The 14,955-nt window shown below is 48.8% G+C and carries 11 protein-coding genes; 6 read left to right on the forward strand and 5 right to left on the reverse strand.

Annotation, left to right across the window (positions count from 1 at the left end; all coding sequences use genetic code 11):
• Positions 1-9 precede the first annotated feature (9 nt).
• From cysE to Q3Y53_RS01275, 3 genes are read left to right on the forward strand one after another with little or no spacing between them, the layout of a single operon-like run.
• A complete protein-coding gene (gene cysE / locus Q3Y53_RS01265) occupies positions 10-762 on the forward strand; it encodes a serine O-acetyltransferase (protein ID WP_303531973.1) in 753 nt (250 codons plus the stop codon).
• A 16-nt stretch (positions 763-778) separates the two neighbouring features.
• Positions 779-1,606, forward strand: a complete 828-nt coding sequence (locus tag Q3Y53_RS01270) for a sulfotransferase family 2 domain-containing protein (protein ID WP_303531976.1) — start codon at positions 779-781, stop codon at positions 1,604-1,606.
• A gap of 5 nt (positions 1,607-1,611) precedes the next feature.
• Complete coding sequence (locus Q3Y53_RS01275; protein WP_303531979.1) at positions 1,612-3,135, forward strand: glycosyltransferase; 1,524 nt, start codon at positions 1,612-1,614, stop codon at positions 3,133-3,135.
• Here Q3Y53_RS01275 and secA read toward each other — a convergent pair.
• Entirely contained in the window at positions 3,120-5,939 is a 2,820-nt protein-coding gene (secA, locus tag Q3Y53_RS01280; RefSeq protein ID WP_303531982.1) for a preprotein translocase subunit SecA, read from the reverse strand. The genes Q3Y53_RS01275 and secA overlap by 16 nt on opposite strands.
• A gap of 124 nt (positions 5,940-6,063) precedes the next feature.
• Positions 6,064-7,083: a glycosyltransferase gene (locus tag Q3Y53_RS01285; RefSeq protein WP_303531984.1), complete on the reverse strand. Its 1,020-nt coding sequence runs from the start codon at positions 7,081-7,083 to the stop codon at positions 6,064-6,066.
• A gap of 33 nt (positions 7,084-7,116) precedes the next feature.
• On the opposite strand from Q3Y53_RS01285, the gene Q3Y53_RS01290 reads away from it, so the two are divergent.
• Positions 7,117-8,520 (forward strand): sulfatase-like hydrolase/transferase, encoded by a 1,404-nt coding sequence (locus Q3Y53_RS01290; protein WP_303531986.1) that lies wholly within the window; start codon positions 7,117-7,119, stop codon positions 8,518-8,520.
• Here the strand turns inward: Q3Y53_RS01290 and Q3Y53_RS01295 are convergent.
• The 3 genes from Q3Y53_RS01295 to Q3Y53_RS01305 are packed head-to-tail and all read right to left on the reverse strand — an operon-like array spanning position 8,479 to position 12,129.
• The gene (locus Q3Y53_RS01295) at positions 8,479-9,264 is read right to left on the reverse strand and encodes a hypothetical protein (RefSeq protein ID WP_303531989.1); all 786 of its coding nucleotides are present in this window, start codon (positions 9,262-9,264) and stop codon (positions 8,479-8,481) included. The genes Q3Y53_RS01290 and Q3Y53_RS01295 overlap by 42 nt on opposite strands.
• Positions 9,251-10,336, reverse strand: a complete 1,086-nt coding sequence (locus tag Q3Y53_RS01300) for a M48 family metallopeptidase (RefSeq protein ID WP_303531992.1) — start codon at positions 10,334-10,336, stop codon at positions 9,251-9,253. Before Q3Y53_RS01300 ends, Q3Y53_RS01295 begins: the two co-directional genes overlap by 14 nt.
• Before the next feature lie 2 nt (positions 10,337-10,338).
• Positions 10,339-12,129 (reverse strand): M48 family metallopeptidase, encoded by a 1,791-nt coding sequence (locus Q3Y53_RS01305; RefSeq protein WP_303531995.1) that lies wholly within the window; start codon positions 12,127-12,129, stop codon positions 10,339-10,341.
• 52 nt (positions 12,130-12,181) lie between these two features.
• On the opposite strand from Q3Y53_RS01305, the gene Q3Y53_RS01310 reads away from it, so the two are divergent.
• Together Q3Y53_RS01310 and Q3Y53_RS01315 are read left to right on the forward strand one after the other, a co-directional pair.
• Positions 12,182-13,378: a glycosyltransferase gene (locus Q3Y53_RS01310; RefSeq protein WP_303531998.1), complete on the forward strand. Its 1,197-nt coding sequence runs from the start codon at positions 12,182-12,184 to the stop codon at positions 13,376-13,378.
• 125 nt (positions 13,379-13,503) lie between these two features.
• A complete protein-coding gene (locus Q3Y53_RS01315; protein ID WP_303532001.1) occupies positions 13,504-14,895 on the forward strand; it encodes a hypothetical protein in 1,392 nt (463 codons plus the stop codon).
• Positions 14,896-14,955 lie beyond the last annotated feature (60 nt).

Raw genomic sequence — 14,955 nt, forward strand, 5'->3', positions numbered from 1 at the left:
CCCTCTGCGATGTTTGATCACATCCGTGCCGACCTCGCGATCATTCGCGAGCGTGATCCGGCTGCCCGCGGCTGGCTGGAAATTGTTTGCTGCTACCCCGGATTCCAGGCGATCAGCCTGCACCGCATCAGCCATCGCCTCTGGTCCTGCCACCTGCCCCTGAAATTGGCAGCCCGCTGCCTCAGTCAAATCGGCCGTGCCCTCACCGGCATTGAGATCCACCCCGGGGCCCGCATCGGCCACAGCGTGTTCATCGACCACGGCATGGGGGTGGTGATCGGCGAAACCGCCGAAATCGGTCACCGCTGCCTGCTCTACCAGGGAGTCACCCTGGGAGGAACCGGCAAAGAGCACGGTAAACGCCACCCCACGCTTGCCGAAAACGTTGTGGTCGGGGCAGGAGCCAAGGTGCTGGGAGCGATCACAATTGGCACCAACACCCGCATCGGCGCCGGGTCAGTTGTGGTGAGAGACGTTGATGAAAACTGCACGGTGGTGGGCATCCCTGGACGGGTGATCCACCAAAGCGGCGTGCGGATCAATCCCCTGGCCCACTCGGCGCTGCCCGACGCGGAAGCCAACGTGATCCGCAACCTGATGGAGCGGATCGATGAACTGGAGAGCACGGTGGGCAACCTGCAGCGGTGCCTGAGGGAAGTAGCGGAGGGCCGCGCATTGCGGGAAACATGTCGAGGCGAGTCGCAAAACCTCAAAGACCGCGAGATCCTGGAATTCCTGGGAGACACCTCCAGTGATCGTTGATCACGATCTGCAGCTGGTGGTTCTACACATTCCCAAGTGTGCGGGCACAGCATTGCGGAGGGCTTTTCTCGAGGACGGCGCTAACCGCCGCATGGAGAGCTGGTTCGACTTCAGCTACGACCCGGTGCTGAAACGGCGGGTGGACCTAGCCCATCGCCCTCTGATGGATCTGCGCCACACCCGGCTGTGGCGCTGGCTGCGCCGCTACAAGGTGATTGCCTGCGTCCGGCATCCCTACGACCGTTTGGCCTCCGCCTGCCGGGAACACCTGCGTCAGAAAAGCCGCGCTACTGAGGTGCAAGTGCGCAGCCAGCCACCCACCGAAGAACAGCTTCTGCATTACCTACGACGGCTGCCGGCTGCGATGGATGCCCACGACCTGCGCTGGGTGCATGGTTTTCCAATCCACTGGTTCACCCACCTCGGCAAACGCCCGATGGTGGATCAGCTGATCCGCTGCGAGCAGTTCAGCAGAGATCTCGAAGCGCTGGGGGAAACGCTCTCTCTGCCCAAGAGCCTGCGGAAGCGACTGCAGGCCGTGGGAGAGGGAGCAGGACGCCGGGAGGCAGCAAATCTCACGGCGATCCGCAACCATCCCGATCTTCAGGCTCTGGCCAATCTGATGCATCGGGACGACTTCCCCTGTTTTCAGTACAAGCAGCAGAAGGCGAAGTTCAGCGACCCGGAGCTCAAGCAACTGATCGACGCCTGCCTCGCCATTGGCCCCTCCCATGACCTGCCGCTGACCAACCTCACGCCGGAGATGCACTGGTATTACGGACGCGTCAGCCCACGCCCAGAGCTTCGACTCAAGCCCAAACGCACGGGGAGGACAAGACGATGATGCTGGTGCTCACACTGCTCTGCCGGGATGAAGCCGACATCCTCGAGAGCATGTTGCGCTTCCATCTGGCCCAGGGGGTTGACCGGGTCATCGCCACTGACAACGGCTCAATGGACGGCAGCCTGGAGATCCTGCAACGGTTCCAACGACGCGGCCAGCTGACGCTGCTGCAGGAAGCGGAACAGACCCACGATCAAGCCGTGTGGGTGACCCGGATGGCGCGGATGGCAGCGGACATGGGGGCGGACTGGGTGATCAACAGCGATGCCGATGAATTCTGGTGGCCGCAACACGGCAACCTCAACTCCACCCTGACCCAGCTCCCCGAAAGCGTTGAAGGCCTGCTGGTGGAACGCACCAACTTTCTGCCACCACCGCAAGATGGCCAGGATCAGCGGCCCTTCTATCAGCGCCAGACCCTGCGCGAACGGGTCTCCCGCAACAGTCTTGGCCGGCCTCTGCCCCCCAAACTGATTCATCGCGCCCATCCCGGCGTGGAGATCACGGACGGGAACCATGGCGCGAAGCTGAATGGCAGATCCATTGCGGGAATCAAGAACACCGCGATCGAAATCCTGCATGTGCCGATCCGCAGCTACACACAACTCGAACGCAAAATCCGTCAGGGGGCCGAGGCCCTGCAACGCAACAAACGCGTCAACGCGGGCATCGGCGACAGCTGGAGAAAGATCTACGCCAATCACCTCCAACAGGGCACCCTGCCGGCCTATTACGACGGCCTCCGTCCCAACCCTGCCGCGATCGCAGCACAACTGGTTCGCGGTGAGCTGATCAACGACCGGCGGCTGCAGAAAGCCCTCGGCAATCCCCTACCCCGGGTGGCCGTGATCACGCCGTACTACAAGGAACCGCTGGCTCAGCTGCGCCAGTGCCACGACAGCGTGCTGGCCCAGAGCGAACCATGCATGCATGTGCTGGTGGCGGATGGCCACCCACGCCGACGCATCAACCACTGGCGTGCCGAGCACGTGCGGCTACCGAGCAGCCATGGCGACATTGGATCGACACCGCGCTTGGTCGGGAGTTATCACGCCATCGGCCTGGGGGTGGATGCGGTGGCCTTCCTCGATGCCGACAACTGGTATGGGCCCGACCACGTCTCCAGCATGCTGAAAGCGATGGACCAGCACCAGGCTGATTTCATTTCATCGAGCCGCACTCTCTGCCGCCTGGACGGCACAGTGATGGGCCCATGTCCTCTCACCAACCCTGATCGCTTCATCGACACCAACGCCATGCTGTTTGGCCGTGGCGCCTTTCCCCTGTTGCACCAATGGGTGCTGATGCCGCCCTATGGCCACCTGATCGGTGATCGGATCATGCTGCATCACCTAAAAAGTGCCGGTCTGAAGCGCCAGCACTTAAACCAAGGTTCAGTTTTTTACCGCTGTGCCAAAGAAGGGCTCTATCGGCAATTGAACGAGTCGATCCCAGAGGGCGTGCAACCGAGACCGGACTACGAAACTTCCTTCCGCCAGTGGCAGGCCGATGGTCAGCCGCCGCTCTGAGGATTGGACGGCTGGAACATGAACATCGAATAGATCACATTGCGCCGCATGTTCGTCATCATCTCGAGGAACATGTCATAGCCCTCGTTCTTGTATTCAATCAGGGGATCCTTCTGGCCGTAACCGCGCAGGCCTACAGATTCGCGCAGGGCGTCCATGGCCTGGAGATGCTCCCGCCAAAGCGTGTCGATCTGCTGAAGAATGAAAAACCTCTCGGCTTCTCTCATCAAGCCAGGGCGCTGCTGTTCGATCTGGCCTTCTTTGAGGTCATAAGCATTGCGAAGTTGTTCCTGAAGGAAGGCCTTGAGTTCCTCCATACCGAGGCCCTGCACCTGGTCGGGGGTGAGGTCCTCTAGCAGGTAGATGAACTCCTTCACCTTGCCCACCAGTTGGTCAAGATCCCATTCCTCCGGCGGAAGATCAGGATTCACATAAGCCTCCACAATCTCGCCCATGGTGCGCTCGCCATAACCGATCACCTGCTTCTTGAGCGCACGACCATCGAGAACCCGCCGCCGCTCTGAATACACCGCCCGGCGCTGATTATTCATCACCTCGTCGTACTCGAACACCTGCTTGCGGATGTCGTAGTAGTAGGTCTCCACCTTCTTCTGAGCCCCCTCCAGCGAGCGGGTGAGCATGCCTGATTCGATCGGCATGTCTTCCTCAACGCGGAAGGCATTCATCAGGCCGGCGACGCGGTCGCCACCAAAGATCCGCAGCAGGTTGTCACCCAAGGACAGGAAAAAACGTGTGGAGCCAGGATCGCCCTGTCGGCCGGCCCGGCCCCGGAGCTGGTTGTCCACCCGCCTGGACTCGTGGCGTTCGGTGCCGATCACATGCAGGCCACCGGCCTCCCGCACACGGGCCTCCTCCTGCTTCACCACCGCGTCATATTCCGCCTTCACCCGTGCAATCGCCTCACGCAGGGCCTGGATCTGAGGGTCCTCGGTGGGTGCTTTCTCAGCAGCAGTAGCAATCCGCTCCTCCAGCTCGATCACAGTGAGAGCTCGGTCGCCCCAAGCTTTGACAAGATCACGGGCCAGCTGACCCAAGCCTTGGTCGGTGTCGTCGGTGAGAGAGCAGGGATAAAGGCTCTCGCCGCTGCGCGGGATCGTGATCGTTGGCGCGGGATCATCAGCAAAACCTCCTGCTGCGGCACTGCGCTGCAAAGGCACCGGGGGCTTGTGGTCGTCCTCGGGCTTCACCAAACGGCCCAACAACACCTCACGCAGCTTCAGGCGGGCCATGTAGTCGCTGTTGCCACCGAGAATGATGTCGGTGCCGCGACCGGCCATGTTGGTGGCGATGGTGACAGCGCCAGCACGGCCGGCCTGGGCGACGATTTCCGACTCACGCTCAACGTTTTCGGGCTTGGCGTTGAGAAGGTTGTGGGGAATCTCCTGCTCGGCCAACAAGGAGCTCAGCAACTCGCTCTTTTCCACTGACGTGGTGCCCACGAGCACCGGCCGACCCTTTTTGTGAATGTCGGCGGTTTCGTTGGCGACGGCCCGCCATTTGGCGGTTTCGGTTTTGTACACCTGGTCGGCCCAGTCCTGCCGGGCGCGCATCCGGTTGGTGGGAACGATCGTGGTTTCGAGTTTGTACGTCTTTTCGAACTCCACCTCTTCGGTTTTGGCGGTGCCGGTCATACCCGCCAAGCGCGGATAGAGCAGGAAGAAGTTTTGGTAGGTGATCGACGCCAAAGTCTGGGTCTCAGCCTGAATCTGCAGTGCTTCCTTGGCTTCAATGGCCTGATGCTGTCCATCGCTCCAGCGGCGCCCGGGCATCACCCTGCCGGTGAACTCGTCAACAATGACCGCTTCGCCGTCACGGACGATGTAATTCACGTCTTTGACGAACAGCTCTTTAGCTTTGAGGGCATTTGTGATGTAGTGGGCCCAGGGATCCTGCGGATCAAAAAGATCCTGAACACCGAGCATCTGCTCGGCTTTGGCAAAACCCTCATCAGTGAGGGTACAGCTGCGCTGCTTCTCATCAACTTCATAATCCCCTTCGGGATCGATGCCGTCTTTACCCAGCTCAGCAGCGCGGGCCAGGGCATTGGCCACCTCGGCCGCCTGCTGATATTTCTCTTGGGGCCGTTCCACCTGGCCGGAAATGATCAAAGGGGTGCGGGCTTCGTCGATCAAGATCGAATCCACCTCATCGATCACGCAGTACTGGAACTCCCGCTGCACCACCTCCGTGATGTCGGCGGCCATATTGTCCCGCAAATAATCAAAGCCCAGCTCTGAGTTGGTGGCGTAGGTGATATCGCAGCTGTAATTGCGCCGTCGTTCCTCCGGTCGCATGTCCTGCTGGATCAGACCCACGGATAAACCAAGGAAACGGTGCACCTGGCCCATCCACTCAGCGTCGCGGCGGGCGAGATAGTCGTTAACCGTGACCACGTGCACGCCGCGGCCAGTAAGAGCATTGAGGTAACTGGGCAAGGTGGCAACCAGAGTCTTGCCCTCGCCGGTTTTCATCTCAGCGATCTGGCCTTCGTGGAGCACCATGCCGCCGATAAGCTGCACATCGAAATGGCGCATGCCCAGGACACGCTTACCGGCCTCGCGGACAACGGCGAAAGCCTCTGGGAGGATCTCATCAAGGATCGGCCGCTGGTTCGCTAGAGCGCCTGCATCTGCTAAGCGCTGCTGGAAGGCGGCGGTCTTGGCACGAAGCTCGTCGTCGGAAAGAGGAGCGATCTCCTCCTCCAAAAGGTTGATGTCGGAAACGATTGGCTGGTAACGCTTCAGCTTGCGGGCATTGGGATCACCCAGCAACAGCTTGAGCATTAGCTTGAAAATATTTTACAGAATTATACAACAAAGAGGCATAAGCCGTCAGTAGCATGACCAACAGTGAAAGAAGAGCAATGAAAAGACGACAACCAAGCGAACATTACAGAAAAGATGAAACTCACAGGCTAGATTCAAAAGAATTAAGGAACATTTGCACCGAGCGATACATATTGTTCATAGAATAAACTCTGGAGGTCTGAAGAGACATTGAAACCAAACTATTTTTGAACTGATCTGAGTTATTATCAATATGGGAAACCAATTGAGATACAGAAGGCAAAAACTGCTTCCAATCACCAAAGGCCACTTCGAAACCCAATCCAAATTGAGAAGATAGATCGAAGAGCTCCTTGCCTCCCAAGCCCGAATAACCAACAACGGCGCAACCACAAGCCATAGCTTCTGCAACAGGCAAGCCAAAACCTTCAGGATGACCAAAGGAAAGAAAGATCAAGGATTTACGAAGAGATTCGATAACTTGATCGTGACTGCAACTTGCAATCGGCATCAGCTTCCAGCCAGCATGAGAAAAATACCGGCGCAGAGAGGTACAGACTATTTCACTATCAAAATAGTTTTTCCGCGGCATGTAGGAAATAATCTTAGACTTCTTGACAGAACCAGACAGTGAAACATTATCCTCGATACCATTGACTAAAAGCGAAACATTGTTTTCTGGCAAGCCAATAAAATCAAGCAGAAAATCACGATCATACTGAGAAACACACAGGACATGGCTAATCAATGGGGAGTGATATAAATCAAAAACACGAGACATTTCACCACGAAAGAAAGGAGCTGAAGGCTGGCCAAAGGTGTAGGAACTATTTTGATTAAAAATAATATTTTTGAAGCCAGGGGCATATTCAGAGACGGCAGGTAGGTAGGTTTCAGGAAAAACGAGAAAGTTAGAGCTTTTATCTAATGAGGAAGAACGCTTGATAAACTCTTTACGGCTAATAGTATTAACATTACTCTCAAACCATGCTGGGTGAAAGGAAGCCTCGTCCTGGACAATAATTGATTGGCGACCAGATTTCTGAATGAATTCAGCAAGGCGGTGCATTTGCTTAACACCGCCAATTGGCTTAGGGACATCGGGGTGAAGAACAAGCCAATAAACAGGCGACGCCGTCAAAATCAAAGAGGCAGCAATGGTATACAATAAAGCATGACCTACTCAAATTTAATAGTCATATCATTCGACCAGTGGAGAGGTGACTGGTGGGTAAATAACGATCTGGGCATTAACCTTGAGCATCTAAAGACCCTGGCTAAAAAGGGGATTAATGCAGTCAACTGCTATACAAGCAGCCCTCATTGCATGCCAGCAAGGATGAGCTGGATAACTGGCTTAAGACCATCGGAGCTGGGAATAACAAAAAATGAAGACAAATCATTATGCAAAGATGCTCCGTCAATTGTTAGAAAATTAAGGGATGCTGGATGGCATACTGTTTTGGTAGGAAAAACTCACTGGACAAGTCATCGTTCAGCTACAGACTTACGAGACAATAATGAGATAATTGAAGGACTAGGATTTAAAGATGTAACTGAGATTGCCGGACCAAGAGCACTGCGCTACATAAAATGCGAATTGACTGATGAATGGAATAAAAAAGGCTTTTACGAGGTCTACAAAGAAGACATGAATAATAGATATAGTAAAAAAAATAAAAGAAAGGCTTGGACAGTAAGGCCAACTGTACTACCAGAGGAGTTATATCCAGATATCTGGTTAACAAATAAAGCTATTGATAAGATCAAAACTTTGCCAACAAGCAAGCCTTGGTTGCTATGGGTAAGTTATGTGGGACCACACGAACCATTTGATACACCCAATAACTGGAGAAAGCATTACAAAAAATTAGAAAATAGTCACAAAATACTTGATCAAGAAAAAGTAGAAAAACTACCTGAATGCGAGCTAAAAACATCGTATAAGAAATGGAAGGATAAATTAACCACCTCCGAGATTAATTGCCTTAGGCAAGATTATGCAAGCAAGTTAGAGCTGCTGGATAGGCAAGTGGGTAGAATAATAAAGGAATTAGAGAAAAGAGAAGATAAAAACAAAACCAAAGTGCTTGTGGTCGCAGACCATGGAGAGATGCTAGGAGATTATGGAATGCTATATAAAGCTACATTTTTGGATGGGGCAATAAAAGTTCCCTTTATATTGGCAGACTTGGCAATCAAGAAAGGGAGAAGAATATACAGTGCAATTGAACTCACTGATGCGATGAAGAAGGTTATAAATCTAATTCACGACGATCAGGACATAACAAAAATGATAAAATGGGCACGAAGGAGCAAAGGAGCAATCATTGAATACGGCAAGGAAAGAATGTACATCATGGGAAAATACAGAGTGACACTTGATATAAGTGGAAGTAAACTATGGGGAAGCAAGAGTAACAGGAGATCTCAGAATCAATCGATAGAGAATATCGCCGAGGACGATAGAATACTTAAAGAAAAGAAATGGATGCGGCTACTAATATGGGCAGAAAGGATGAATCGAAAACTAAATTCAAAGGCAAGAAGGACGAGCAAATCTCATCTTTATGAGTGAATCTGGATATTTAGCATACCAATCATTGCAGGTACGGAAACAATCGATATCGGAATTCATATAATCCGCAAGAATTGGTAATTCTCTGGGTGGCAAACGACCATGAAGAATATAAGCAGGTATGCCTCTACCAATAATCCAAGGTTTAGTGAGACGAACATTAAATTCTGGAGGAAGAGTAAGCAATGAAAAAGAAGGATTATTTGTATAGTTCCATAAAACTGTACGTAAGGAAGCTTGATCCCAGTGTTGATCATATTCGACAAAAAGACGATCGTAAAGATCAAGCCAATCAGAAATTAGAGAGGAGATAGTTTCAGAGTTTCGGAGAAAGAGAACACCAGAATTATACTCAGGAAAGAAATTGGGTATGGTTGCGTCATTAAATCCAGCAGGAATACGACAAGGAGCAAAACAAGCCGATAAGTCAAAATTAAAGATTGAACTTTGTAGATGACTAATAGGACTAATGATAAAAGCATCGGTATCTAAAAATAATGTCTTTTCAAAAGGAGGTGATAAGAGCGCGGCAACTTTATCGCGATATGAATAAGATGGAGAGTCAAGAATTGAAATGCTGTTGAAACAACTTAGATCTAAATCATAAATAGAGTCACAACAAAGATGGATAGCGATTGAAGGGTCATATAGCTTGGATGTCTGTGCACTAGATATTGCTTCCGATACGTACGATTTACCAGTGGCAACGTACAGAACACCAAATGCAGAGTTAGTTGGATTCAACGCGATTTACTTCTGGTAAGCTAGAAAAAGAGTTTTCAAAGGCAAATAGCTGAGATGATGACGTACTATGCAATTTGGATAGCATCTTTTTTAAATGATTCAAATTAGGATTAGAAGAGTCAAGACTTGAAGCCAGCTCGTAGTACTTGGAGCAAAGGACCAAGTCTTTACGCATCAATGAAAGTGAAAATAAATTGACATAGTGCTTAAATTTAGGGCCATTAAGAGTAAGAGAATGTAGTAAGCAAATTTCGGCTTCTACAAATCGCTTTAAAGCAATCAATGAATCAGATGCAACATCATATGCATCAAAGAGCGTAGATGATTTTCGTATAGCAAGAGTAGACAGCTGGAGAGCAAATTCAGGATTGTTTTCGTCTAAAGCCTTTCTTGCTAGAGACAAGCACTCTCCAGCTGTTTCATCAGATAAATCGATCTGAGGTACAAAGTTCTTAAGATCTTGCGGTTTAGTACTCTTGGGATTATTTAAACGTCCGTGATTCTGTACTTCTTCATCAGAGAATGCAAGTTTCAGGGGGTCTACAAAAAGTGGGATTGAAGAGAAAGCTGTGGTACCCAGATGTGAATTTGAAGAATTACTTGCTTCATCACTGAGCTTTGAAGGATCCCAATATTGCAATAAGCGCTTGAAATTAACTGAAGCATCTTCATATTCAGGATTATTCTTTGTGAGTTCAAAAAGAATCTCATGGGCGCGTTGATATTGCTGAGTATCAATAAGTAGATTTGCAAAGTTATTTTTAATAGATATATCTTGCGGATTTATCTCCAAGGCTCTTGAAAGCAACTCAAGAGCACGATCTAAGAAGCCTAATCTCCTACAGCAAGCACCAAATAATGAAAGATATTCGGGATTTTCATTAAAAGAACCCTCCAACTCCTCAAGTAATGGAAAGGCATCACCAAACTCACCGAGCTTGAAAAAACATGCTGCTTTTATATAACACTCAGACGGATTTGAGTGGGTTGTATAAGTATTCTTATCAGAAATTGAAATAGCTTCTGAATAGCTACCATTTTCAAATAAAATACGGAGTTCTTCAAAGCTCATAATCAAACTGCTGGATGAACAATGTCATCGAATTGTAAACCATCCGGCATAGGACATCCTTGCTCAAACCAATGACGGGTTTCCGAGAGAGCATTTGACCATGAGCCATCTTTAGACTGACGTGCAATTCCTACGGAAGGATACCAATAACTACGCTTAATTTTGGGATCAGACAACCATCGCCAATCGTCAGACTTACTCAACAAACAAAGTGTAGAAATATTTAACCCTCCGGCACCATGAATCGTGGTATTAGCAACACTTAAAACGGCATCACAATTAGCAACTTGACTGAGCCATGAATCAATATCTTTAAGAGGATTGATGTCAGGATCGAAGATAAGAGGCAACGCGTGTCGCTTACACCTTTTAATAAAGTCAGTACAATCGCCATACTGGAGACTTAAAAAAGTAAAATCCTTAAATTCAGACAAAAACGTAATTAGTTCAGTTTTTGGAATAGATTTTTGAGAAATTCGTTCAGCCTTCCCACCACCTTGCCATGAAAGACCAATAATAGGCTTATTGATCTTACGCAGAGCACTGTATTTATTGAGAAGAGACTTGGTAAGTGTTGAATCAGCTGCAAGGATTGGGACGGACGGTGCAAACTTTGATGGATGGTCAAAGCGATACTGACAAATCGAACCAAGTGGGCATTGAAAGTTAAAACTAGAGGGCTCCAATAGTCCTTTAGTAAAATCCTGATAGGAAAATATTTTCAGATTACCTTTTTCGAGATACTTCTTAAAAGCTCTACTGTAAACAGGTATAAGACGAGGCGATAAGAAGAGTGTTAACTGTGCACCCTCGTAAAATAGTTTTGGGATAAGAGTTAGGAACATCATACTATCTCCAATCCCCTGTTCATCTAAAAGCAAAAGCGATTTATTTAAAAGATTCTCGCCATGCCATAGAGGCACTTCATTTATAGAAAATGGCTTCGCGAGAGCACGTTGCCAACGCTGACGTCCAGGGCAGGGAGTCGTCAAACCATGATCATAGAGTTTCCATCCCAACTGAAAGTTTTGAGTTTTTAGAAGTGTATTAGAATAATTCCAGCTATGTGTATCTAACTGCGTACGCAACTCATCGTTGAGATCAGACCCTGGGGACAAATTCTTAGCAATTATACTAATACCTCTTTCGAAAATTGCTTGAGATTTATAAGATAAATTTTTGGAGGAATAATAAGATGCCAAGCCAAAATAGAAGGGAAGCAAGGATTTATTATCAGCACCGAAAGTGAGTGTTTCCAGAAATTGCTCGTATTGGGGGATAAGGGTATCAATTTTATTATAATCGCCACCGAAGGATTTAAAATGAGTCGAGATACTGTCCAGCAACTGAAGCAGCGTAAGATATGTCAGCGGTTTCGATCCTAGGCAATGCAAAGTATCTCTTAATGTAATGTAAGCACAGTTATGACAGCCCAACTCACGAAGCGTAGATATCAACGACAGCAAACAGTCTGCAACTCCATTTATGTCTGTTGAATCTTTTTTAAATGTATGGACTGCACGCAAATAAAAGGAAACAGCAGAAACAGGTTTTTTTATACGTATGATATTAGCTAGATTAACAAGTATTCCAAAATGATCAGGAAAAATAGTAAGACCAAGGTGGTAAACCTCTATGGCTTCATCTTCTTTGCCTACATTTCGAAGTAGTGCTCCGTAATTTTGATAAAGCGCAGGATTGACCACCTTTTGGTCTAAGGCCCTCTTGTAATGTATTTGAGCTAGCTTGGTGTCACCTTCTTGATGCGCTTTAATTGCTAAAGCTAAACCCATAACTTTGTCAGACTACTTGTTATGATAACATACTAGTGCTCCTGCAAGTAGGATGAGTAAAAAAAAAATTCTGTTCTTACATCCCAACTTTCCAGCTCAATTTAAAAATATCTGCCTGGACTTTTCTAGCCAAGGGCATGATGTGGCCTTCCTATGTCAGACACACTATGGAAGGAAGATACCTGGTGTACTAAGACTGTGCATGAAAGGTGATATTAGTATGGAAAAACTAGATGAAGAAAAACTTGGGGGAGCCAAGAGATGTCATAAGACAGCAGAACAATTTCGAAAAGCATTCATCAGTTTTGAAACCAAGTACTGGAAACCAGACATAGTGATTTCTCATAGTGGTTGGGGATGTGGTGTAAATGTAAAGGAAATCTGGCCTAGTTGCTTTTTTATAGCTTACAGCGAGTGGTGGTTTGAGCCGACGTCTCAAGCGTACAAATATGATCCTTTAAATCAATATTTGAATATGAATTCAAAAATTATTTCGGCTCAATGGAGCCGCAATATGTATTCATCACTAGAATTAAGCACAGCAGACAGAATAGTATCTCCGACAAATTGGCAAAAAAATCAACTACCTGCGAACCTGAGAATGAATTGCGAAGTCATATTTGATGGAATTAATTCAGAACAATTTAAGCCAAACTTATCTAAACGAAAAGAAGTTGTTGTAACATATGGAACGCGGGGCATGGAACCATTGAGAATGTTTCCACAATTTATTCGACAGATACCAGGTATTTTAAAAAGATTTCCATCTGCCAGATTCGAAATTGCTGGAGAAGACAGAATATGCTACGGGGGGAAAAAACCTGACTCCCACGACACCTGGGGAAAGTGGGCTCAAGAATTCTTATCAGAAATGAAAATAGGTGAGGAGAAAGTCATTTGGCTAGGCTATCTAAATCCAAAAAATTACATAGATTGGCTTCAGAGAAGCATGTGCCACGTATATCTAAGCCACCCATTTGTGATTAGCTGGAGTTACGTAGAAGCTCTTACTTCTGGATGCCCTATCGTGGCAAGCGACATATATGGCGTAAGAGAATTTGGAGAAAAGTATCAACATCAAGTTAATTTGATTGATCACCGTGTTGCTGAAAATATTGCCGATGGCGTATTAAATACCTTGGAAAAATATGAAATACTACATCAAAAACCCGAATATACAAACGCACTAAATGAATATTCAATTAGTACATGCATACCAAAATGGCGCAAATTAGCACGCTTGCTATGACTATTTGCAAATTGGCAGGTTCCTGGGTAGTGACTGGTCATGATCTGGCCACAGACCGTTGACAGTACCTAAGGCCAACTCTATTGTCACTATGGTGTCTCGAATCTCACCCTCTTCCCGCTGTCATGGCTTTTTTGATTAACTCCCCTGGTCTGTCGACCACGGGAACCGATAGCGCTGACTTTTTCAGCGTTCTCTCCGGCGGACTCACCGCGACGACTCTGCTTGCTGCTGCCGGAAACGACAGTATTCAGATGCAGGAGCCCACTGCTTCTGCCGATAAAGTTTCCATCCAACTGCAAGGCGGCGAAGACATTCTTACCGCCAGCGGCATCACTCTCTCTGGCCAAGTGCTGGCTGGCGCGGGTGCAGACAAAATCATCGGTTCCACAACTAAATTCCAAGGAAAACTTGGCCTTGGCGCCGGTAACGATACGGTTCTGATCTCCGCAGGCCTGGTCGACACCTTGGCAGGTGGCGGTGGTTCTGACTTGATCACTATCAGCGCAGCTGTTTCAGCTACCGCGTCACTCTTCACTCTTGGTGCTGGCGCTGACACGCTGACCTTTACCGCAGGCAAAGCCAACCTTCTGTCGGCTTCCACTGTTTACGGTGGTGGCGGTGCTGACTCCATCACTGTGGATGCCAACACCTCTACTCACATTGACATCTACGGCGACAGAGACAACTACGTTGGTAACGACACCATCAAGGTGATGTTCACTGCAGCTTCTGCAGTGATCAAAGGCAACATGGGCGACGACATCATCTCTGTTGATGATGGTGGTGCAGTTGATGCTTCATCTTTGTTCCTCGGCAACCAGGGCAATGACAGCATCGACATCATTGGTGAACTGGAAGCTGACTCCAACATCACTATTGATGGCGGCCAAGGCTCCGACACCATCACACTGACTGCTACTACAACTTCAACCAAGATTCTTGGTGGTGGCGGCGCAGACAAAATCCAGCTTGACGCTCAAACTGGATCCGTTATCGCCACTGTCTTCGGACAAGCTGGTGCTGATAGCATCATCATCTCTGCTGACGTCAATTCAACGACCGGTATTGCAGATGCAATCGGTTTCTCTGCATTCACAGATTCCACTGTGGACGCAATGGATACCGTTACCTTCACCAACTCCCTGAGTGGTACTACGGAAGCCACAGGTGGCACCTTACTGACCATTCATCAAGATGTGGTCTCTGCAAACACTGCAGTGTTCGTCAATGACACTGTGACCGTTTCCGCAGGTGTTGCTCAGTTCTCAAGCATCTCCTCTGTTGCTGATCGTGTTTCTGCTCTTGATGCAGGTCTGACAACTGAAGGTCGCTATGCGCTCTTCACAGATGATGCTGCAAGTGCTGCTTATCTGTTCGTCCAAGGCGGTGACAGCGACTTGGTTGTTAAGTTCGAAAACTCTGGTACTGACCTGAACCTCGGTTCTGCTGGAACAGGCCTTGCCACTAACGGCAACGCTTCTTCCTTCACCGTGACCATCGGTAAGGTCGCCTGATAACCTCAGATTCCTTCAAATCCCTCCTTACGGAGGGATTTTTTTTGGCCTTTTTTGTAT

Source organism: Synechococcus sp. YX-04-1, assembly GCF_030546365.1.
GTDB lineage: Bacteria > Cyanobacteriota > Cyanobacteriia > PCC-6307 > Cyanobiaceae > Parasynechococcus.

What these genes read in the sequence shown, in the direction of transcription:
- Q3Y53_RS01315 (WP_303532001.1), top strand. Translation starts at nt 13,504, where the DNA reads ATGGCTTTTTTGATTAACTCCCCTGGTCTGTCGACCACGGGAACCGAT.
- Q3Y53_RS01310 (WP_303531998.1), top strand. Translation starts at nt 12,182, where the DNA reads ATGAGTAAAAAAAAAATTCTGTTCTTACATCCCAACTTTCCAGCTCAA.
- cysE (WP_303531973.1), top strand. Translation starts at nt 10, where the DNA reads ATGTTTGATCACATCCGTGCCGACCTCGCGATCATTCGCGAGCGTGAT.
- Q3Y53_RS01305 (WP_303531995.1), bottom strand. Translation starts at nt 12,129, where the DNA reads ATGGGTTTAGCTTTAGCAATTAAAGCGCATCAAGAAGGTGACACCAAG.
- Q3Y53_RS01290 (WP_303531986.1), top strand. Translation starts at nt 7,117, where the DNA reads ATGACCTACTCAAATTTAATAGTCATATCATTCGACCAGTGGAGAGGT.
- secA (WP_303531982.1), bottom strand. Translation starts at nt 5,939, where the DNA reads ATGCTCAAGCTGTTGCTGGGTGATCCCAATGCCCGCAAGCTGAAGCGT.
- Q3Y53_RS01300 (WP_303531992.1), bottom strand. Translation starts at nt 10,336, where the DNA reads ATGAGCTTTGAAGAACTCCGTATTTTATTTGAAAATGGTAGCTATTCA.